Raw genomic sequence first — 19,485 nt, 5'->3', positions numbered from 1 at the left:
CTTAAAGTTTAATACGTTCTTCAATGTATGCAACTAAATCATTGATATTGACGCGTTCTTGTTTCATTGTGTCACGTTCTCTAACAGTCACACAATTATCATTTGCTGTTTCAAAATCAACAGTGATACAGAAAGGTGTACCAATCGCATCCTGACGACGATAACGTTTACCAATGCTTCCTGCTTCATCATAATCACAATAGCCAACAGGTGCCAAAAGCTTAAATACTTCCATTGCCTGTTCACTTAGTTTCTTGCTTAATGGCAGAATACATGCCTTGATCGGTGCTAAGAATGGATGTAAATGAAGAACAGTACGTATATCATCATTTTCCAGTTTTTCTTCATCATATGCATCACACATAAATGCTAAGAACAAACGTTCTACACCAACACTTGGTTCAATACAATATGCAAGATATTTTTCATTTGTTTCAGGATCAAGATATTCTAATGACTTCTTACTTGCTTCCTGATGTTGTCTTAAATCATAATCCGTACGATCAGCAATACCCCATACTTCTCCCCATCCAATCTGTGAATGGAAATTATATTCGATATCGCAGGTACCTTTTGAATAGAATGCCAATTCTTCTGGTGTATGATCACGGAAACGTAAATGATCAGCTTCAATGCCAAGATCTGTCAAAAATTTCATACAGTTTTCTTTATAATAAGCATACCAGTCTAAATCAGTTCCCGGTTTACAGAAAAATTCCAGTTCCATCTGTTCAAATTCACGTGTACGGAAAATAAAGTTTCCCGGTGTAATTTCATTACGGAAGCTTTTCCCGATTTGTCCGATACCAAAAGGCAGTTTTTTACGCATGCTTCTTTGAACATTTTTAAAATTCACAAACATACCCTGTGCTGTTTCTGGGCGTAGATAAATCGTATTTTTCGCATCTTCTACAACACCCTGGAATGTTTTAAACATCAGGTTAAACTGACGAATATCCGTAAAGTTGTGTGCACCACACTTTGGACAAGCGATATTGTGTTCTTTGATAAAATCAGCCATAGCTTCATTGCTCCAGCCTTCTACACTGACTTCACCATTTGTTGCTTCTTCAATCAGCTGGTCAGCACGAAATCTTGACTTACATTCTTTACAATCCATCAATGGATCAGAGAAACCGCCAACATGTCCACTGGCTACCCAGACATTTGGATTCATTAAAATTGCAGACTGAATACCCACATTATATGGAGATTCCTGAATGAATTTACGCCACCAGGCTTTTTTAATGTTTTCTTTTAATTCTACACCCAAAGGGCCGAAGTCCCAGGTATTGCTCAATCCACCATAGATTTCTGAACCCTGGTATACAAAGCCACTGTTTTTCGCATGGGCTACGACTGTATCAAATAGTTTTTCGTTCATTGTGTTATGCCCCTTTCAGAAAAAAACGCATCCTTCATATCGAATGCTATCAAACTATAAAATAGTTACAAGAATACACTATAATATAACACTTAATTTTGTCAAATGTCAATGATTTATACGATTTGTAACGAAAAAAAAGGATTTTCAGCTAAAAATCCTTTCCCTTCGATTCCTCTGCATAGATTTTCTTCAATTTTCAACTGTCATAGGTACGTCAAATGGTGTGGCTTAGATGACTTTGATCTGCGTACATACACGATGTTGTGCTTTTTCTACATAAAAAAGACAAGAAAACGATAAAACCCATTTTCCTGTCTTAAGACATATCTTTTAATATCCTCAAAAATTGAATGCTTTTGATTGGGATACCTGCATATTCTTCAAAGAATGCATACAGCTGTTCAAAGTGTTCAAAGCGAAAGCCGCCAATTTCCTTTAATATATTATAATGCTCTAACTGGGCTTTATTCAATAAGCGAAAACATTTTAAATCCTTGCTGGAATACACTTTATCATAGCCTTTTGCACACATTTTACAAATGAAACCACCATCTTTTAAAGAAATTGCGTAGATGCCTTTGGTTGTGCCACATCGTACACAGCCATCACATTGCATTTCGATACCATGCATTCGATTTACGATTACCTGAAACAAGCATAAGATCACCATGGGATCATCCTGACTTTTTAATATATCAAGCGCATGTTTTAATAAATCAAAAGCAAATGGAGTTTCAAAGTGACTGTATAAGATCATTTCACAGAAGTATGCCGCAATCGATTGTTTGATCAGATCTTCACGGATATGGCGATAACTTTCTAAGATCTCTGCGCTTTTTAAACTTTGCATTGTGCTAGTTTCTCTATAATTCAAATACCAGCGGGAATAAGTAAACAGTTGACATGCCGGAGCATTCTTACTCTTTACTTTCTGAATACCTTTGGCAGATATCTTTATAATAACACCATCATCACGTAATACAGATAGAAGAGCATCATGTTCCCGATATTCCCGATATTCAATCACAATGCCACAAAAAGCATCATTCATCCTCTTCTAGTTCCAGATATCCTAATTGCTGTAATTTGCTGGAACGATTTCTCCAGTTCTTTTCGACACGAACATATAATTCCAACTCTACCCTTTTCTGGAACTTTTCTTTCAGTTCCTTTTGTGCCGCAAGACGAATTTTGCGAATCATTTCGGCTTGTTTACCAATCAGAATTGATTTTTGAGAAGTACGCTCCACAACAATCAGAGCCCGAATGAAGATTTTCGTATCGGTTTCTTCTTTCTTTTCAATGACCACCGCCACAGAATGCGGTACTTCTTCTTCAGTTTTATACAACACTTTTTCACGAATGATTTCCGCAATCTGGAATTGTTCCCCATGATCAGAAATCATATCATCAGGAAAGTATTGTGGACCTTCGTTTAAGTATCCTTTGGTTACTTCCAATAACTGATCAATGTTATCTTTTTTTAATGCACTGATTGGGAATATTTCCGCAAATGCATAACGCTCTTTCCATTCCTGTAAAACTTTGATTAGTTTTTCTTTTCCCAATAAATCAATTTTATTTAAGATTAGAAAACATGGAATATGACTGGTCTTGATTTTTTCAAGAATAAATTCATCTCCAGGTCCAAAGCTTTGGGTCGCATCTACCATCCAGAAATTTACATCTGCTTCTGCGATAGCAGTATATGCATTTTTATTCAATGTCTTTCCCAGCTCATGTTTGGGCTTATGAATGCCTGGTGTATCAATGAAAATAAACTGGGCATCTTCTCTTGTTAAGATACCAGAAATATTATTTCTGGTTGTTTGCGGCTTATTACTTGTAATCGCAACCTTTTGGTTAACGATTGCATTCAACAGCGTACTTTTTCCAGCATTCGGTCTGCCGATAATTGATATAAATCCTGAACGATACATTATAACACATCCTCACTTGTAAATGACATTGGCAACAGTTCTTTTATATTGGTTACCTTTTCTTCTTTATGATTGCTTAAGATAATCGGGGTATCTTCTTCAAGCAGTTCAACCAGTACCTGACGACAGGCACCACATGGAGCTGCAAGTTTCTCTCCATCACTAACAATCGCAATCATTTCTATATCTTCTTTGCGATAGCCTAAGGAATATGCCGCAAATACTGCACTGCGCTCAGCACAGTTGGTTAATCCATAGGATGCATTTTCTATATTGACACCTGGAATAAAATTTCCATCTTTTGTTTTGATACAGGCCCCTACATGATACTTGCTGTAGGGTGCATAGGCATGTGCCATTGCGGAAAATGCACGTTCTATCAAATCTTTATATTCTTCCTTCATCATAGTTTTCCTTTCAGAATCATCAATCCAACTACAGCTGCCACAATGGACATCACAAGCACCGCTGCTGCGGCATAATCTTTCATAATTTTAGCTTTTTCGTTATATTCTGGAGAGATGAAATCCACAATCGTTTCAATTGCGCTATTGATAAATTCCAATGCGATAATGGAACCAATCAGTATCAGTACGATTACCCATTCTATCATTGTTAAATGGAAAAAAGCAAATACAATGATAACACAAACGGTTATCAGACACTGTAAAAAGATACTTCGATCATGTGTAATGCCATGAAACAGGCCACCAAAGGCATAACGGAATTTATTTACGTATTTTTTTAGGAACGATATCATCTAAGATCACATCCTGTAACGCAAACATTTGCTTTTCATCTTCTTCACACATATGATCATAGCCTAACAGATGCAATAATCCATGTGTAAATAAGAAGCATACCTCACGACGCATGCTGTGTCCATATTCACTTGCCTGATCAACGATTGCCTGTATATTGATAAAAATATCTCCCAGTTCATTGTCTTCTTCCATCATTTCATAATCATCTGCTTCATCACGCAGTGCAAAACTGATGACATCGGTTGGTCGATCAATGTTTCGATATGTTTTATTGATTTCATGAATTTCTTCAGGATCCACAAAAATAACAGACATGCTGTATTCATCTTCCAGTTTTAATACTTCCTGGGCACGTTGTGCAATCAATAAGAAGTCTTTTTTGTATCTTGACCATTTTTTCTGCGAGCTTTGATTTGTTATATTGATTTCCATAATCCACCTCATCTACACCATTCTTTTATGGTAAAAACCATCTTTTTTCGCTGTATAAAGTATAACATAAGATACCGCAAAAAGTCATTCCTGATAAAAAAATCTTCAAAATTAAAATTAATTTGTTTTTCAAAGGTATACAGATTGTTAAGAAAATGTTAAAATTATACCGATGTAAGTTTTTACAGGAGGTTTTATATGTTACATATAGCAGCCAATTCGATGTCTGCGGACATCAGCTGGGACTTCATCATCGGTGGGCTTGCCCTCTTCTTATTTGGTATTGAATTCATGGGAGATGGATTGAAAAGCATCGCAGGTGAAAAATTAAGAGATTATATCGACAAATACACGAACAAACCGTGGAAAGGGATTCTTGTAGGTGCTCTGATCACCGTATTTATTCAGTCTAGTAGTGCAACAAGTGCCATAGCGATTGGATTTGTACGTGCAGGGCTAATGACGTTGGAACAATCCATCGGGATCATTATCGGTGCCAATATTGGTACAACGGTAACTGCATTCCTGATTGGTATGAAGGTAGAAACACTTGCCCTCTACTTTGTGTTCCTTGGGGTTTTGATTACCATGTTCTCCAGTCGAAAGAAACAGACCTATCTTGGACAAATTATTTTAGGATTTGGTTTACTGTTCTTTGGACTTCGATTAATGGGCGATGAGTTAAGTAAGCTAGGACAGCTGGATTTCTTTGAAAATCTTGCGACAACGATGGCAGATCAGCCATGGCTTGGCTTATTGTGTGGTACGATCATGACAGGTATCGTACAATCGAGTAGTGCCGTCATTGGAATCATACAGAAGATTTATGATTCAGGGGCAATGACTTTGGCAGCAGCACTTCCATTTGTATTTGGAAGTAACATTGGTACGACTGTTACAGCTGTATTCGCTTCTATTGGAGGCAGCCTTGCGGCAAAACGAAGTGCTTTCTTCAACGTATTGTTTAATGTGATTGGTGCATTATTGTTTATGCTGTTGTTGAATCCATATGTAGATTTCATACAGTATCTTGCTGATACATACAATGTATCTCCAATGATGCAGATTGCGATCGCGCATATCATACGTACGCTGGTAATTTCCATTCTGACATATCCATTTATCAATCAGATGGTCAATTTGATCAAACGTATCATGCCTGGTGAAAGCGAAGAACGTATTGAAGTAGATTTCAATGCACTTGACCCACAGCTTGCGGCTTCTTTGCCAAGTGGAGCTTTGGTTGTCAGTAAACAGGTAACGATTAAAATGGGTGAACTTGCCAGTGACTGTTTAAAAGAAAGTCAAAAATATTTCAATAAACAAAACAGCAAGTATAAAGATGTATCCCGCCAATATGAGGATGCTATCAATTCACTAGACAGTAAGATTACAAGTTATCTGATGAGTATAGCACATAACAGCTTAAGTGAACATGATACAGATGAATTTATTGGAAACTTACAGGTTATCAAAAACATTGAACGTGTTGGTGATTTAACCATGAATCTGAATGAATTCTATGAACTGGCATATGATGATAAAGGTATCTTCTCAAGTGATGCCATCACAGATGTAAATGAAATGTATGACACTGTATTAGAAATGAATGAATTGGCATTACAGTACTTCTCATCAAGAGAAGAACACATTATAAAAGTTATTACAGATAAAGAAAATTATCTTGACCTGGTGGAAGAAAAAGCCAGACAGCGCCATTTCAAACGTATGGCAGATAATTCCTGTAATTCCAGTGTTGCCGCAGGTATTTATGTAGATATCCTGGGTACATTAGAACGTATTGGTGATCATATCTGGAATATCGTAAAAGAAACCAACGATGATTTACCTTTACATGAAGAATTAGAAGAAAAAATTTAGGAAAGCATATTCGCTTTCCTTTTTCTTTACCCAAAATCGTAGTGTTGTCCTTTTACCATATAAATCACATGTTCACAAATATTCTTGACATGATCCCCTGCTCGTTCAATGTTTCTTAACATACTGCTGATTTCAAATACATGCTCCAGTAATGCTTCTTCCTGCTGTTTGGTAACATTATGCTTGGTTTCCTTTAATAATGTATTGATTTGTTTATCCTGCTCCGGTATTTCAAATGCAGCCTCTACATCAGCATTCATATAACAGGTGATTGCATTTTCCAGCATGGCAATGAATTCCTTCTCCATGCTTCTCGCATATTCTCTGATATTTTCATCGAGTTCTTCATGCTTGATCATAAAAATCGCAATATTTTTCGCATAATCACCAATTCGCTCCAATTCACTGGCAATCTTAATTGCCGCAATCACTTTGCGAAGATCACTTGCGACAGGTGATAATAATGCCAAGGATGTAATGGCCTGATCATTGATTTCTTCTTCTAAATGATTGATTCGATCATCACTTTGGATGATTTCTAATTCCTTTTCTTTATCTGGATGCTCTAACACATCCATCACAGCGGTATGCATCAAAATGACTTTGTTTCCCATCTTGATGATATTTTCTTCCATCTCGTTTAACTCTTTATCAATTTTTACCATATGTTTTATCTCCTATCCAAATCTTCCTGTAATATAATCTTCTGTTCGTTTATCTTTTGGCTGCTGGAAAATCGTACTGGTTTTGTCATACTCCACCACTTCTCCCATCAAGAAGAAGGCAGTACGATCACTTACACGTGATGCCTGTTGCATGGAATGTGTTACGATGACGATTGTATAGTCTTTTTTTAATTCCTCAATCAAATCTTCAATCTTGCTTGTGGCTATGGGATCAAGTGCACTGGTTGGCTCATCCATCAAAATGACTTCAGGCTCCATGGCAATCGCTCTTGCGATACATAAACGCTGTTGCTGTCCACCGCTTAATCCAAAGGCACTATCATGCAAACGATCTTTTACTTCATCCCATAAAGCTGCCTTTCTTAAAGACTGCTCTACAATTTCAGATAACACCTTCTTATTTTTGATTCCCTGACATCTTGGTCCATATGTGATATTATCAAAGATTGACATTGGAAATGGATTAGGCTTTTGAAATACCATGCCCACCCTTGTACGTAAATCTACCACATTTAATTTATCACCATACACATCGGTTGTATCAATTTCTATTTTTCCTTCAATCTTACAGCCGTCAATCAAATCATTCATACGATTCAAACAGCGAAGAAACGTTGATTTCCCACATCCACTGGGGCCAATCAATGCCGTTACCTTGTTTTTTTCTATATCCATACAAATATCTTTTAATGCGTGTTTTTCTCCATAATATAAATTCAAATCTTTTACATGAAAGATGGTATCATTCATTTTCATTTCCTCCTAATACCAGGCTTTATTTAATTTCCTGCTTAATAACTTCACAATAATATTCAATATAAGTACAAATACTAAGATCACAATCGAAATTGCACTTGCTAATTCAAAATTCGGCATTTCACTACTCATGATATTATAAATATGAACAGCCAGACTAGTTCCCTGTGATGTAAGGGTTGGGGTATCATTCACATAAGTTCCCATGGTATAGATCAACGCTGCACTTTCGCCTATTACACGCCCAATGCTTAATAATACACCTGTCAATATTCCAGGTATCGCACAAGGCAGCACAACTTTAAAAATCGTCTGGGATTGGTTTGCGCCAATAGATAAGGAGGCATCACGTAAAGATTGTGGTACAACGATTAATGCTTCTTCCGTAGAGCGGATAATCGTTGGCAATAAGATAATCGACATTGTAAAGGAACCTAACAATATATTGGAAGTCGTTGCGCCAAACAGCTGTGTGATTGGAAACAACACCACAACGCCCATCAAACCAAAGATGATGCTTGGAACACCTGTCAACATTTCAATCGCACTGCGAATCAAAGCAGTTAGACGGTTTTTAGGTGCATATTCATGCAGATAGATGGCGGATGCTACACCAAGTGGTAAAGCAATTAACATGGATATAATGATCAGCCATATGGTGGAAATGATACTTCCTTTGATTCCACCTCCTGGTGTTTTAAAGAATACCTGAGATATTTGCTGAGCTTTTTGATCAAGAACGGTAGTTAATTGGGAAGCATTTTGACCAAACAGTTTACCCGCACTCATCTTTGTGCCATGCTCATTCACATACACAAGCTTTTCCACCTGATAACCAGTTTCAGCTTTCATCGTAACAGTTTTATCTTTGATACTGTCATCGATCATATATTGAAATGGTGATTGGGGAGCTATATATTCCACCAGAATCACATTGTCTTTGTTTTGATCCTTGGCATCCACAAAGCCAACACCCCACTTTGTGCTAAAGCTGACATCCTTGTTTAAATCATCTGGTCTTTCATAAACAGCAGGCATGTTTTTGGTTTCTTCCACACTGCTTAAATAACTTTTAGACCAATAATTGCCTGTCAACAGATGCATTCCCAAAGAACTGAAGCCTTTAGAAAAGATAAACACAAAGATAGCAATCAGGATAAAGATACTTAGACCACTGGAGAAATATGTAACGCCATTTAGGACACCATCTTTGATTTTTCGTTTCTTTTTCTGCAACTGAGTGTTCATCATTGCACCTTCCCTACTTTCTTTTTGACATAATTCAATAATAAATTGCTTAATAATATGACTGCCATTAATACAAGACCAGTTGAAAAACGAATATCATAATCCAATCCAGTTGTTTCATTTAATCCAGCTAACATCGTGGTTGTCAGGGTACGTGTGGTATCAAACAGATTCAGCGTTGGTCCAAACATTTTATTGCCCGCAACCATTGCCACAGCAGTAGCTTCTCCAAATGCCCGCCCAATACCTAATATCGCACCAGCAAAGATTCCTGATTTTGCACTGGTTAGAATTACTTTAAAATTGGTTTGTGTCTTTGTTGCACCTAATGCCAGACTGCCTTCTTCAATCTCTTTTCCAACAGAGCGTATCGCTGTAATAGATAAAGATGTAATCGTTGGGAAAATCATAATGGCAAGCAACAGGATAACAGCCAGTAAAGAACTACCTCCAGCTGTAATATAATGAAACTTTTGTGCCAGACCTGATACCAATACGGTAATCGTACCAGAAGCAAATACCCCATATACTACCGATGGAATGGAGGCTAATAATTCAATGACCGTTGTCATGATTTCCGCTACTTTTTTAGGTGCGATCTTTGCGATAAACAAAGCTGTCAAAACGGATAAAGGAAATGACAATAATAATGCACCAAATGCAGACACCAGTGTATTGATGATGATAAATCCTACCCCATAAATACCCTGATCCTTTCGCCATAATGTACCTGTTAAAAACCCAACAAGATCTACCTGTCCATATGTGTAATCAGGAAGGAATGGAAGAATACCTTTTATACTAATAAAAATAATAATGATGGCTATTGCACTTGAGGAAATAAGTGCTGCCAGCATAAACATCAAACGCATATGCTGATCTTTCTTCAGCTTTTTTGCGTTTTTCTCTGTACTGATAAAACTTCTAACATACGATTTCATACAATCACCGTTCCTTATCAAATTCATAAAGGACAGCCTGTTTTTTCAGACTGTCAATTGCTTGTTTTTATTGAATATCTTCCCAGTTTGTCGTTTTACCTGTGAAAATGTCCTTTAACTGTGCCTGCGTCATATTGGTAATATTCTGGTTATCTTTATTTACCACTGCCACAACTGCATCGATGCAATATTGTCCATTTAGCATTGCTTTTGAAATATCTTCACTGCCATCTTCCTTTAATGCTCGACTGGCAAATCCAATATCCCCGGCATTTGCGCCATCTTTTTCACTACCCAGTGTATACTTTACAGCATCCCCACTACCACTTTGATTCATGGTATATGATACATTTCCAGCAAGTGGAGAGAATGCTTCAAGCGCCGCCTTAATGGTTTTTTCTACAGAAGTAGAACCTACTGTACGAATTGTAATTTTCGCATTATCCTTATTCAATACCGGATAATTTTTTGCTATTTCTTCCCATGGTTTTGCTTTTGTGATATCCACTTCACCACCAGCTGCTTTTACCACTTCCATGCCTTCTTGTGAATTAGAAATAAAATCCAAGAAAGCTTTGATCAGCTGCTGTTTATCATCATTTCCAAAATCACCTTCTGCTCTTGTGACATATACAAATGGACGTTGTAGTTTATAAGATCCATCTAATACCGTTTCACTTGACGCATTTACACCTTCATACTGTAAAGCTTTGACATTGTTTTTTTCAAAATCAGTAGATAAAGAAGTATAGCCGATTCCATTCACACTCTGCCCTACTTTGGCTGCCATATCATCATTGCTTTTTACTTCCGTAGCATCTTTTGTAAGTTCCTTTTCAAAGCCGATTCCTTTTTCAAATGCCTCTCTTGTTCCACTAGATGAATCACGTGTATATACCACGATTTTTCCACTTACCTTGCCAGTTTCCCCATTGCTTGCACATCCCGCCAGCAAAGCGACTGCTAATAAACTAACAAATAATTTCTTCATGCTTCATTCCTCCTGTATTTCATATTCTTCCTTGAATACACCTATATGATAAGGGATGATTGTAAATAGAATATGAAGGCTATGTAAAGGAAATGTTAAAAATGATATTTCTATTTGACTTATGTTTTGTATGTTCTTTCCTATTTCTGTCATTTTTTTCTTGCAAACAATTGTGTGATAGTGCTATAATAGGTAAGCAGAAAAAATGTCGCGTTCGGCAAGCGGTTAAGCCACAGCCCTCTCAAGGCTGTATCACGGGTTCAAGTCCCGTACGCGATACCATATAAAAAGCAAGCCTTTGGATAAAAGGCTTTTTTTATACTAATTTATAATCATAAAAGATAAAAATTTATGATTAGGAAATCTATCCTCTCAGATAATTATAAGCATTACGGATATAATACATCCCAGTATTATAAAGGTTTTTCACAAGATGCATCACAAGCACGAATGGTTCATAGAACTTATGAGTAGGCTTTATAAGACAGCGAAAAAAGAAGGAAAATGCTTACAAAGATTTTTTATATTGCTGCATTCACGCCCAAAGAGTGCACAGCGTGTATTCCAACATACTCGTTGCTGTTGAAATAGTAGTTTTCTAACTTCTTTGATAAATATAAAATCAAGTTATACCACCAAAAAGCATCAAATTCTAAATAGTAAAAAACTTATCCTTAACTAATGAGCATTCATCAAGGATAAGTTTTTTTTAATTCTTTAATTTTATAGAGAAAGTGGTTCCCTTGCCTGGGGTGCTATGTACCTCTAACTTGCCTCCATGTGCATCAATGATACCTTTAACAATTGGAAGTCCTAAGCCACTTCCCCCACTTTTTCTGCTTCGATCATCATCAACACGGTAAAAGCGTTCAAAAATATGAGAAAGCTGATATTCGTTTAAACCAGCGCCTTGATCTTCTACCTCGATAATATAATAAGGTGATTCATTCTTTGTCCTTAAGGTAATGGTTCCTGAATCACTGTATTTAATGGCATTGCTTAACAGGTTGACAATGACCTGCTGCATTTTGCCTGGATCAGCGAATACTTCATCCTGACTATGAAAATCACAAATGATGGATAAGCCTTTTTTTTCAGCTTGTTTTTCTAAGGAATGGATGCATTTTTGAATTATCTCACATATATTGATTTTTCTACGTTCCAATATTGGATTTGACATGGATAATCGTGAAAGCTGAAGCAGATCTTTGACAAGGACATCTAATCTATTGATTTCTACTTCGATTTGTTTCATGAATTCAATTCGTGTGGGTTCATCGTCAAAATCATCACGGTTTAGGATTTCTACCATCCCCTTGATGACTGCAATTGGTGTTTTTAATTCATGGGATGCATCCGCAATAAAACGCTTCTGGATTTTTTCGCCTTCCAAAGTTTTGGAGATATCTTGAAACAGTATCAAACAGCCGCTGTATTTCTTTTTTGCGGTAACAGGAACACTAAGTCCCTGATATTCTACACCATTTACCTTCATAATCTTATCTAAGGGCTTTTCCAGGATGAAAGCGTCTTTTATGAATTCAGATATAGGTCTTACGAAATTATTGTTTAAATAGCTCATATCGTCCTGAAAAGGCATATCTAAGGATATCTCAGACAAGTTGTTATGCATAACGATATTTCCAAACTGATCCATTAACAGCATAGGAAATGGGATACTACCAACGATTGCCAGCAGCTGTTTATTTTTTAAATGAGCATCTTTGGCAGTTGATTTGATTTCTTCCTGCAGCTCTAGATTTTCTTTGATCTGCATGGCTTTCTGCGTGTTTTCCAGATACAGCCATAAAAACCCAAAGCCAATACTCATTAAAATGATCATGACATATACATCAAAATCAAGGAAATATTCTACTAATGCGGATATAAGCAGAAAGTAGAACATCACAATGAATTTATTCTGCTTCATGTTTTTCCTCTAGCAGATAGCCTACACCTCTGGATGATTTGATATGTACGCTAGAGCCGTTTAATTTGTTTCTCAGCTTGAAAACATGTACATCCACAATTCTGGTGTCGCCATCATAATCAAAGCCCCAGATGTCATTTAAGATGCTGTCACGGGACAATACGATATTTTTGTTTTGTACAAAATACTCCAGCAGATCAAATTCTTTCTTAGTCAATGTCATTTGTTCATCTTTGATGAAAGCTTCCCTGCGCTTCATATCCATGATCAAATCACCAATACAATGTTTTTCATCCTGTTTCTTCTGCTGGCGTTTTAAATGTGCATTGACACGTGCAAGCAGTTCCCTTGGTGAAAATGGCTTTGTTACATAATCATCTACACCTTGTTCAAAGGCATACAGAATATCTGACTCATCATCTCTTGCTGTCAGCATGATCATAATACTGTCTTTTCCTTCACTGCGTAATTTCTTGACGATATCAATGCCACTGTAATGTGGCAGCATCCAGTCAATGATCAATACATCAAAATCTTCCTTCATGACTTGCTCGATGGCTTCTTTTCCATCCCCACATTCGGTGATATCATATCCGCTTTTTATTAAATCATAAGCTATAATCTTACGAATGTTTTCTTCATCTTCGATTAATAAAATCTTCGCCATACCCTTCTTCCTCCTTCTCATAACGTTCAATGATCTTTTGAACAAGTGGATGACGTACAACATCAAGACTTGTAAGTTCCACAAAGGAGATACCCTCAATACCATATAACAGCTGTTTTGCGTTTAACAGTCCACTGTCACGTTTTTTGATCAAATCGATCTGTGTTACATCTCCGGTAATCACAATACGGGAATGAAATCCCATACGTGTCAAAAACATTTTCATCTGCGCTCTGGTGGTATTCTGTGCTTCATCCAGAATAATGAATGCATTATCTAATGTTCTTCCACGCATATACGCTAATGGTGCAATTTCAATCACTTCTTTTTCCAGAAGCTTTTCTACCTGTTCATTGCCTAAGGTATCATATAATGCATCATATAATGGACGTAAGTATGGATCTACTTTTTCTTTTAAATCACCCGGTAAAAAGCCCAGATTTTCTCCGGCTTCTACGGCTGGTCTGGTTAGTATGATTTTTTTGATTTCTCCTTTTTTCAAAAGATTGGCTGCATAGACAACAGCCAGATAGGTTTTCCCCGTACCAGCAACTCCTGTGGCAAATACGATTTCCGCATGACGCATTGCCTGAAGCAGCTGGCGCTGACCAATCGTTTTGGGATAAATCATTTTTCCATTGATGGTTTTTCCTACCGGCTGTTGATACGTATTGCCGATTTCTTTAATTTTGCCAAGCTTTGCCAAACGGCAACAATAATCCACATCTCGTTCACTAAGATCGATATGTTGATCCATCATGTCAAACAATGCCTGTAGAACTTCTTTGATTTTGTTTATGGTATCCTCTTGTTCACAAAGGATCACAAATTGGTTATCACGTAAAGTCAATTGACATGTGAATGCTTCACGAATTACATCTAAATGTTTATCGTTTGGTCCACATAACTTTACGATCTGGTTCATATCTTTATCGCTTACTTCTATTGTATATTTTCTGTCCATAAATTCTCCTTCACATTCAAGGCGTGGTAATATCCTGAATCAGTGTGTAATGTACTACCATGTTTATTTTACCCGCTTCTTTGGAGAATTGCAAAATATTTTCCTTATAGAGTGCATCATCTTTCTTCATTTGTTCGCTGATTTTATCTCTTGCCTGAAATAACAGCATATAATACTGAAATGCCTTGGGCATTTTATCGTCCTTCATTTGGACATGTACATCTTTCCATGTATAAGCAAATACTCTACCCTTTACAAACAGTTCTTCTTTACTGTTGCTGGATGTATCAATCACATTAGAAACAAGGACATCGCCTTTATGCACGAATTCATTGACCTTATGCAGCTTGTTGCCATGTAAAACATCAAAACGCTGTATCACACCATCACATCGGGCGATGAGTTCTTCATGCTTCAGCTGTTCAATGATGGCGAATTCTTTTGGTGTATACGAGATTTGATAGCGACTGCCTTTTTTCTCAATTTCCAGCCATGCAATTTTATTTTCCAGTTTTTTCTTTAGATCCGTTTTTAACTGTGCTGTATCTTTTTCATAAAAAGGGACCACAATCTGCATATCTTTCAATGTTTTTTGAATCAGCGCCCGGCTTTCATCATCTTCGCCTTTGATATCGATTGCATATACCATATGAGATAATCCATACCATAAAATAATAGCGCATATGATTCCTGCCACCCTGGCTGGCTTTTTCAAAGAACGAAACAGATAGCCTAACATTCCTGTGGTGCATAGATGTTCACAGTTTTCAAAATGTGCAAAAATGATATGGCGCTCATATACTGGCACATAGACAATGACATAGCCTTTATATTCTTGTGCATCGTACATCGCAATATGAAAACGAGAGGCAATTTGTAAGACATGTAAAAGTGAACCATATAGTTTCCATTGATCCAGTCCGATTGATTTCTTATTTTTCATAAACAAACTCGATGCTTTCCAGCTTTCCTGCCATATAAATTTCAGTTGCCTCTAATGCCAATATTTTTAAGTCTTTACCGGATACATGCAGTTTGTAATCTTTAAAACGTACACTTACAAAGCTGGATGTAACGGAAACAAGTTCCGTATAATGTTCCATCATAATCTTATTATTTTCTATGGAAAGCATACACTCACCTCTATACAAGATATGTTTTTTTATGTGATGTTATGCCAGTTCTTTCTCACCTTCCTTTACCATTTTATTATAATGTAAAGAAAAGGATGGTTTTGTAATGTTTTTGTTAAATTTAAACTCTTATGATGATACGATCTATAGGAAAAAGAGTATGCATCGTACACATACTCTAAAGATTTTCCTTTTGTATTTTTATGCGATTAATTCAAATTGTTCTGCAATAGGCGCTAATACTTCCACAACTGCAATATCAATATTTAATGCACTTTGCTTTGTGTTTATTTTCTTTAACATCTTCATCAGATGCTTCTCATCAACAAATACAATATTTTTATCCTGTATCAGCTGATAAATATCATAGATCATGATCAAAGCATTATTTCTGAATTTGTATGTTGTGTGATTCAAAAGTTCAATATCTACAACGATAGGAAAACGAAACAAATCTGTATACGGTTTATGTAAAGGTCCTCCATACCATTTCTGGGCATGACAGCGTATGGTCTTTACCTGATCAAATGGTATGCAGATTTCTTCTTTCTTAGGATAAGCGATAAAAGCATCTGTATGAAGTGGCGCTGAAATCAAAATACGTTCATCATTCATATCAACACTTAATAATGGAAAAGGATAAGCTGCATCGTATATCGTATCGTTTATCTTAAAACCTGCTGGAATATATGTTCCGGTTTTCATAATCTCAGAAATTTTCATATTATCGCTCCTTGCCTGTTATTCTATCTATATCTGTTAACTTCATGATAACACTTTTTATAATATTGTAAAGTCTAAAAAAAGAACCCTCATCATGAGGATTCCATTTGTTTTATAATACTTTACTTAAGAATTCAATCGTTCTTTGATTCTGTGGATGATTGAAGATCTGATCAGGTGTTCCCTGTTCCTGGATATAACCACCATCCATAAACAACACACGATCACTGATTTGTTTCGCAAATGCCATTTCATGAGTAACGATTACAATCGTCATTCCCTGATCTGCCAAACCTTTGATAACATCCAGTACATCTTTTACCATTTCTGGGTCTAATGCGCTGGTAGGCTCATCAAATAAAATGACATCCGGATGCATGGCAAGGGCACGTACGATTGCCAAACGCTGTTTTTGTCCACCAGACAGTTTTCTTGGATATTCATCCTTTTTATCCAGCAGGCCGACTTTCGCAAGTAATTCACAGCCTAGCTTTTCAGCTTCTTCTTTTGGCATTTTTAATTCTAGCGTCGGTGTAATGGTAATATTTTCTAATACAGTCAAATGTGGGAATACATTGAAATGCTGGAATACCATACCGATTTTTTGACGGTGTGTATCGATATTCACACTTTTATCTGCGATATTGACACCTTCAAAAATCACTTTACCATCAGTTGGCACTTCTAATAGATTTAAACAACGAAGGAATGTACTTTTTCCTGAACCACTAGGTCCGATGATACTTACAACTTCCCCTTCATGTATTTCTTCATTGATGCCTTTTAATACTTCCAGATCACCAAAACTTTTTGTTAGATTTTCAACTTTGATCAATGCTTGACTAGTCACTGACACTCAGCCTCCTTTCCATATAATTTACCAGTTTACTTAAAGTAAATGTAGCCACGAAATAAATAATGGCAGTAATCGTTAATGTTTCAAGTGAGAAATATGTTGCGGTTTTTACGACATTGTTGGCAGTCATCAATTCTCCGATATAGAAAGTAGATGCAAGAGATGTTTCCTTTACCATCATGATAAATTCATTACCAAGAGATGGAAGAATCGTCTTGAATGCTTGTGGGAAAATGATTTTTACCATCATATGCTGATTGCTCATACCAAGACTCTTCGCAGCTTCCCATTGTCCTTTATCCACAGACATGATACCACCACGAATGATTTCTGCGACATATGCACTGGAATTGATTACAAGTGCGGTAATGACACTGACGATCATCTGATCGTTTCCAAACATCGCAAATATTGTTACAAACAGCCATAACTGTAATAATAATGGAGTACCACGAATGATTTCTACATATGCACTGGATAGAAACTTCACAAATTTATTCTTAGATAATTTTACAAGTGCAAGGATCGTTCCAAGCAGTGTACCACCAATGACAGTGATAAGGGCAAGACCTAATGTAGCAGCAAGGCCTGTCAAGAATTTTGGCCAGTAAATGCTGAAAATCTGTGCAACACGTTGTAAATAGTTTCCTTCAATTTTCTGTTTGTCATAATTTAAAGCTGTCTGATACCATTCTTCATAAAGGTGTTTGTCTTTGACATCCTTGATGATATCATTCACACGATACAACAATGCTGTTTCACCTTTTGGAATACCGATACGATTACCTGTATAATCTTTGTTTAATGTGAATAACAGTTCTTCTCCAATATACAGGCCGCTTTTTTGTTTTACAAAGTCTTGGCCAGTTCCATAAGCTGTTGCGACTGCATCAACGGTACCGTTGTTTAATAATTCAATCGCATCATTTAACTGTGTGATATACTGTTTCTTTGCATCAGGCAATTGTTCACTGACATATAAGTCCTGCAGGCTGCCTGCCTGTACTGCGATTTTTTTGCCTTTTAATGTATCCAAAGAAGTGTATACATCTTTTTTATCTTCTTTGATCAGGATACCCTGCCAGCCGGATTCGCCTTCTTCATCAAAGTAAGAATCACTCATTTCCATAGAATCTTCACGGGCAGGTGTTTTTGTAATACCAGTGATTGCAAGGTCAATCTGTTTGGTTGTTACACTGGCAAGTACTGCATCAAAGTCCATTGCTTTGATTGTCAGCTTAACGCCTAAAGAATCTGCGATATATTTTGCAAGTTCAATGTCACAGCCAACATACTGATCCTGTCCTGTTTTGGTTGTATCAATAAATTCCATTGGCGGAAAGTCTGGTGATGTACCGACAATTAATTCGCCACGGTCTAAAATCTGTTGTAAAAAGTCGCCCTCGCCTTTTTGTGTGTTATCGTCTTCTGCATGAATGATTGGCATGTTTACACAAATGATTGCCAGCACACTTAGAATCGTTAACAATTTTTTTATTTGTTTCATATTGATCTTCCTTTCTCCTTATAAAAATAAAACGCCGCCTCGATTAGAGGCGACGTATCGCGGTACCACTCTGTTTCATCTTCTGTATCCCACAAAAGATCTTTAGCCTTGTAACGTAAGGCAGACGACCCCTTCTACTGTTTTCAAAGGGACACTCCCAGATGCGCTTCTAAAGATTTCTTACCGCTGACCTTCCACTCTGTATCAGCTCGCTGATGGCGAAATTCTTTATACTCCTTCTGATCCACATTTTTTTATAAGTGTTTTTATCTTACTGTATCTTTTTTTATTTGTCAATATATGTTTTTATAAATTTTACACATATTTATCCATCCACAAAAGATACGCCTCTACACTATCCTATGCATCGTTGACCATCTGGCATAAAAAAAGAAGAAGTTTCCTTCTTCTTATTTACCGCGACGTGCTTTACGTGCAGCTTCTGATTTCAATTTACGGCGTACGCCTGGTTTTACATAAAACTCTCTTTTGCGAGCTTCAGCAAGGGTTCCATTTCTTGACACTTGGCGTTTGAATCTACGTAAAGCATCATCAAGAACTTCGTTTTCTTTTAATACTACTTTCGGCATGATTTACCCTCCCTTCTGATGCAAGCAACACTATTATACTGAAAACATTTGAAAAATGCAACTAATTTTGTATATTTGATGAGATTTTT

At 36.7% G+C, this 19,485-nt stretch carries 21 protein-coding genes, 1 tRNA gene and 1 other annotated feature; of the genes, 2 read left to right on the top strand and 20 right to left on the bottom strand.

Annotation, left to right across the window (positions count from 1 at the left end; genetic code table 11):
• Position 1 precedes the first annotated feature (1 nt).
• From DW761_RS05950 to ybeY, 6 genes are all read right to left on the bottom strand, one after another.
• Positions 2–1,384, bottom strand: a complete 1,383-nt coding sequence (locus DW761_RS05950; protein WP_117516804.1) for a glycine--tRNA ligase — start codon at positions 1,382–1,384, stop codon at positions 2–4.
• A gap of 319 nt (positions 1,385–1,703) precedes the next feature.
• Complete coding sequence (recO, locus tag DW761_RS05945; RefSeq protein ID WP_117516802.1) at positions 1,704–2,438, bottom strand: DNA repair protein RecO; 735 nt, start codon at positions 2,436–2,438, stop codon at positions 1,704–1,706.
• Complete coding sequence (era, locus tag DW761_RS05940) at positions 2,431–3,330, bottom strand: GTPase Era (RefSeq protein WP_117516800.1); 900 nt, start codon at positions 3,328–3,330, stop codon at positions 2,431–2,433. Before era ends, recO begins: the two co-directional genes overlap by 8 nt.
• Positions 3,327–3,731, bottom strand: a complete 405-nt coding sequence (gene cdd / locus DW761_RS05935; protein WP_117516798.1) for a cytidine deaminase — start codon at positions 3,729–3,731, stop codon at positions 3,327–3,329. Before cdd ends, era begins: the two co-directional genes overlap by 4 nt.
• Complete coding sequence (locus DW761_RS05930) at positions 3,731–4,087, bottom strand: diacylglycerol kinase (RefSeq protein WP_117516796.1); 357 nt, start codon at positions 4,085–4,087, stop codon at positions 3,731–3,733. The genes cdd and DW761_RS05930 overlap by 1 nt, the downstream gene beginning before the upstream one ends.
• The gene (gene ybeY / locus DW761_RS05925) at positions 4,056–4,523 is read right to left on the bottom strand and encodes an rRNA maturation RNase YbeY (protein ID WP_117454749.1); all 468 of its coding nucleotides are present in this window, start codon (positions 4,521–4,523) and stop codon (positions 4,056–4,058) included. The genes DW761_RS05930 and ybeY overlap by 32 nt, the downstream gene beginning before the upstream one ends.
• A gap of 198 nt (positions 4,524–4,721) precedes the next feature.
• Here ybeY and DW761_RS05920 point away from each other — a divergent pair, with 198 nt between their 5' ends.
• A complete protein-coding gene (locus tag DW761_RS05920; RefSeq protein WP_117454750.1) occupies positions 4,722–6,404 on the top strand; it encodes a Na/Pi cotransporter family protein in 1,683 nt (560 codons plus the stop codon).
• A 26-nt stretch (positions 6,405–6,430) separates the two neighbouring features.
• On the opposite strand, the gene phoU is transcribed toward DW761_RS05920, so the two are convergent.
• The 5 genes from phoU to DW761_RS05895 form a co-directional block, all read right to left on the bottom strand.
• Positions 6,431–7,069: a phosphate signaling complex protein PhoU gene (gene phoU / locus DW761_RS05915; RefSeq protein WP_117516794.1), complete on the bottom strand. Its 639-nt coding sequence runs from the start codon at positions 7,067–7,069 to the stop codon at positions 6,431–6,433.
• Between the two features lie 12 nt (positions 7,070–7,081).
• Positions 7,082–7,840: a phosphate ABC transporter ATP-binding protein PstB gene (gene pstB, locus DW761_RS05910; RefSeq protein ID WP_243205886.1), complete on the bottom strand. Its 759-nt coding sequence runs from the start codon at positions 7,838–7,840 to the stop codon at positions 7,082–7,084.
• A 12-nt stretch (positions 7,841–7,852) separates the two neighbouring features.
• The gene (gene pstA / locus DW761_RS05905) at positions 7,853–9,097 is read right to left on the bottom strand and encodes a phosphate ABC transporter permease PstA (protein ID WP_233513038.1); all 1,245 of its coding nucleotides are present in this window, start codon (positions 9,095–9,097) and stop codon (positions 7,853–7,855) included.
• On the bottom strand, positions 9,094–10,035 hold the full coding sequence (gene pstC / locus DW761_RS05900; protein ID WP_117516792.1) for a phosphate ABC transporter permease subunit PstC: 942 nt from the start codon (positions 10,033–10,035) through the stop codon (positions 9,094–9,096). Before pstC ends, pstA begins: the two co-directional genes overlap by 4 nt.
• 67 nt (positions 10,036–10,102) lie before the next feature.
• Positions 10,103–11,026 carry a substrate-binding domain-containing protein gene (locus tag DW761_RS05895; RefSeq protein WP_117516790.1) on the bottom strand — a complete coding sequence of 308 codons (924 nt, stop codon included), beginning with the start codon at positions 11,024–11,026 and terminating at the stop codon, positions 10,103–10,105.
• 207 nt (positions 11,027–11,233) lie between these two features.
• Between DW761_RS05895 and DW761_RS05890 the strand changes: the two genes are divergently transcribed.
• Positions 11,234–11,308, top strand: a tRNA-Glu gene (locus DW761_RS05890).
• A 427-nt stretch (positions 11,309–11,735) separates the two neighbouring features.
• On the opposite strand, the gene DW761_RS05885 is transcribed toward DW761_RS05890, so the two are convergent.
• The 9 genes from DW761_RS05885 to rpsU form a co-directional block, all read right to left on the bottom strand.
• On the bottom strand, positions 11,736–12,956 hold the full coding sequence (locus DW761_RS05885; protein ID WP_117454755.1) for a sensor histidine kinase: 1,221 nt from the start codon (positions 12,954–12,956) through the stop codon (positions 11,736–11,738).
• Positions 12,943–13,623, bottom strand: a complete 681-nt coding sequence (locus DW761_RS05880; protein WP_117454756.1) for a response regulator transcription factor — start codon at positions 13,621–13,623, stop codon at positions 12,943–12,945. The genes DW761_RS05885 and DW761_RS05880 overlap by 14 nt, the downstream gene beginning before the upstream one ends.
• The gene (locus DW761_RS05875; RefSeq protein WP_117454757.1) at positions 13,595–14,587 is read right to left on the bottom strand and encodes a PhoH family protein; all 993 of its coding nucleotides are present in this window, start codon (positions 14,585–14,587) and stop codon (positions 13,595–13,597) included. The genes DW761_RS05880 and DW761_RS05875 overlap by 29 nt, the downstream gene beginning before the upstream one ends.
• Before the next feature lie 16 nt (positions 14,588–14,603).
• Positions 14,604–15,530 carry a sporulation protein YqfD gene (locus DW761_RS05870; RefSeq protein WP_117516788.1) on the bottom strand — a complete coding sequence of 309 codons (927 nt, stop codon included), beginning with the start codon at positions 15,528–15,530 and terminating at the stop codon, positions 14,604–14,606.
• Entirely contained in the window at positions 15,520–15,720 is a 201-nt protein-coding gene (locus tag DW761_RS05865) for a YabP/YqfC family sporulation protein (RefSeq protein WP_117454759.1), read from the bottom strand. Before DW761_RS05865 ends, DW761_RS05870 begins: the two co-directional genes overlap by 11 nt.
• A gap of 201 nt (positions 15,721–15,921) precedes the next feature.
• On the bottom strand, positions 15,922–16,443 hold the full coding sequence (locus DW761_RS05860; protein ID WP_117516787.1) for a hypothetical protein: 522 nt from the start codon (positions 16,441–16,443) through the stop codon (positions 15,922–15,924).
• Between the two features lie 112 nt (positions 16,444–16,555).
• Positions 16,556–17,293: an amino acid ABC transporter ATP-binding protein gene (locus DW761_RS05855; protein WP_117454761.1), complete on the bottom strand. Its 738-nt coding sequence runs from the start codon at positions 17,291–17,293 to the stop codon at positions 16,556–16,558.
• Positions 17,286–18,806: an ABC transporter substrate-binding protein/permease gene (locus DW761_RS05850; protein WP_117516785.1), complete on the bottom strand. Its 1,521-nt coding sequence runs from the start codon at positions 18,804–18,806 to the stop codon at positions 17,286–17,288. The genes DW761_RS05855 and DW761_RS05850 overlap by 8 nt, the downstream gene beginning before the upstream one ends.
• 42 nt (positions 18,807–18,848) lie before the next feature.
• Positions 18,849–19,062 (bottom strand) — a binding site (T-box leader).
• 154 nt (positions 19,063–19,216) lie between these two features.
• Positions 19,217–19,396 (bottom strand): 30S ribosomal protein S21, encoded by a 180-nt coding sequence (gene rpsU / locus DW761_RS05845; RefSeq protein ID WP_002609166.1) that lies wholly within the window; start codon positions 19,394–19,396, stop codon positions 19,217–19,219.
• Positions 19,397–19,485 lie beyond the last annotated feature (89 nt).

Origin of the sequence: Absiella sp. AM29-15 (assembly GCF_003434225.1) — a bacterium.
In the GTDB taxonomy this organism is placed as follows: Bacteria; Bacillota_I; Bacilli_A; order Erysipelotrichales; family Erysipelotrichaceae; genus Hoskinsella; species Hoskinsella hominis.
This window is presented reverse-complemented; position numbering and strand designations above follow the sequence as displayed.

Bases quoted from the DNA above. Each gene is read 5' to 3' on its own strand.
- DW761_RS05865 (WP_117454759.1), bottom strand. From the start codon at position 15,720: ATGCTTTCCATAGAAAATAATAAGATTATGATGGAACATTATACGGAA.
- DW761_RS05920 (WP_117454750.1), top strand. From the start codon at position 4,722: ATGTTACATATAGCAGCCAATTCGATGTCTGCGGACATCAGCTGGGAC.
- rpsU (WP_002609166.1), bottom strand. From the start codon at position 19,396: ATGCCGAAAGTAGTATTAAAAGAAAACGAAGTTCTTGATGATGCTTTA.
- pstB (WP_243205886.1), bottom strand. From the start codon at position 7,840: ATGAATGATACCATCTTTCATGTAAAAGATTTGAATTTATATTATGGA.
- DW761_RS05930 (WP_117516796.1), bottom strand. From the start codon at position 4,087: ATGATATCGTTCCTAAAAAAATACGTAAATAAATTCCGTTATGCCTTT.
- DW761_RS05860 (WP_117516787.1), bottom strand. From the start codon at position 16,443: ATGAAAATTTCTGAGATTATGAAAACCGGAACATATATTCCAGCAGGT.
- DW761_RS05950 (WP_117516804.1), bottom strand. From the start codon at position 1,384: ATGAACGAAAAACTATTTGATACAGTCGTAGCCCATGCGAAAAACAGT.
- DW761_RS05885 (WP_117454755.1), bottom strand. From the start codon at position 12,956: ATGAAGCAGAATAAATTCATTGTGATGTTCTACTTTCTGCTTATATCC.
- DW761_RS05895 (WP_117516790.1), bottom strand. From the start codon at position 11,026: ATGAAGAAATTATTTGTTAGTTTATTAGCAGTCGCTTTGCTGGCGGGA.
- recO (WP_117516802.1), bottom strand. From the start codon at position 2,438: ATGAATGATGCTTTTTGTGGCATTGTGATTGAATATCGGGAATATCGG.
- DW761_RS05875 (WP_117454757.1), bottom strand. From the start codon at position 14,587: ATGGACAGAAAATATACAATAGAAGTAAGCGATAAAGATATGAACCAG.
- DW761_RS05850 (WP_117516785.1), bottom strand. From the start codon at position 18,806: ATGAAACAAATAAAAAAATTGTTAACGATTCTAAGTGTGCTGGCAATC.
- phoU (WP_117516794.1), bottom strand. From the start codon at position 7,069: ATGGTAAAAATTGATAAAGAGTTAAACGAGATGGAAGAAAATATCATC.
- DW761_RS05880 (WP_117454756.1), bottom strand. From the start codon at position 13,623: ATGGCGAAGATTTTATTAATCGAAGATGAAGAAAACATTCGTAAGATT.
- ybeY (WP_117454749.1), bottom strand. From the start codon at position 4,523: ATGGAAATCAATATAACAAATCAAAGCTCGCAGAAAAAATGGTCAAGA.
- pstA (WP_233513038.1), bottom strand. From the start codon at position 9,097: ATGATGAACACTCAGTTGCAGAAAAAGAAACGAAAAATCAAAGATGGT.
- cdd (WP_117516798.1), bottom strand. From the start codon at position 3,731: ATGAAGGAAGAATATAAAGATTTGATAGAACGTGCATTTTCCGCAATG.
- DW761_RS05870 (WP_117516788.1), bottom strand. From the start codon at position 15,530: ATGAAAAATAAGAAATCAATCGGACTGGATCAATGGAAACTATATGGT.
- pstC (WP_117516792.1), bottom strand. From the start codon at position 10,035: ATGAAATCGTATGTTAGAAGTTTTATCAGTACAGAGAAAAACGCAAAA.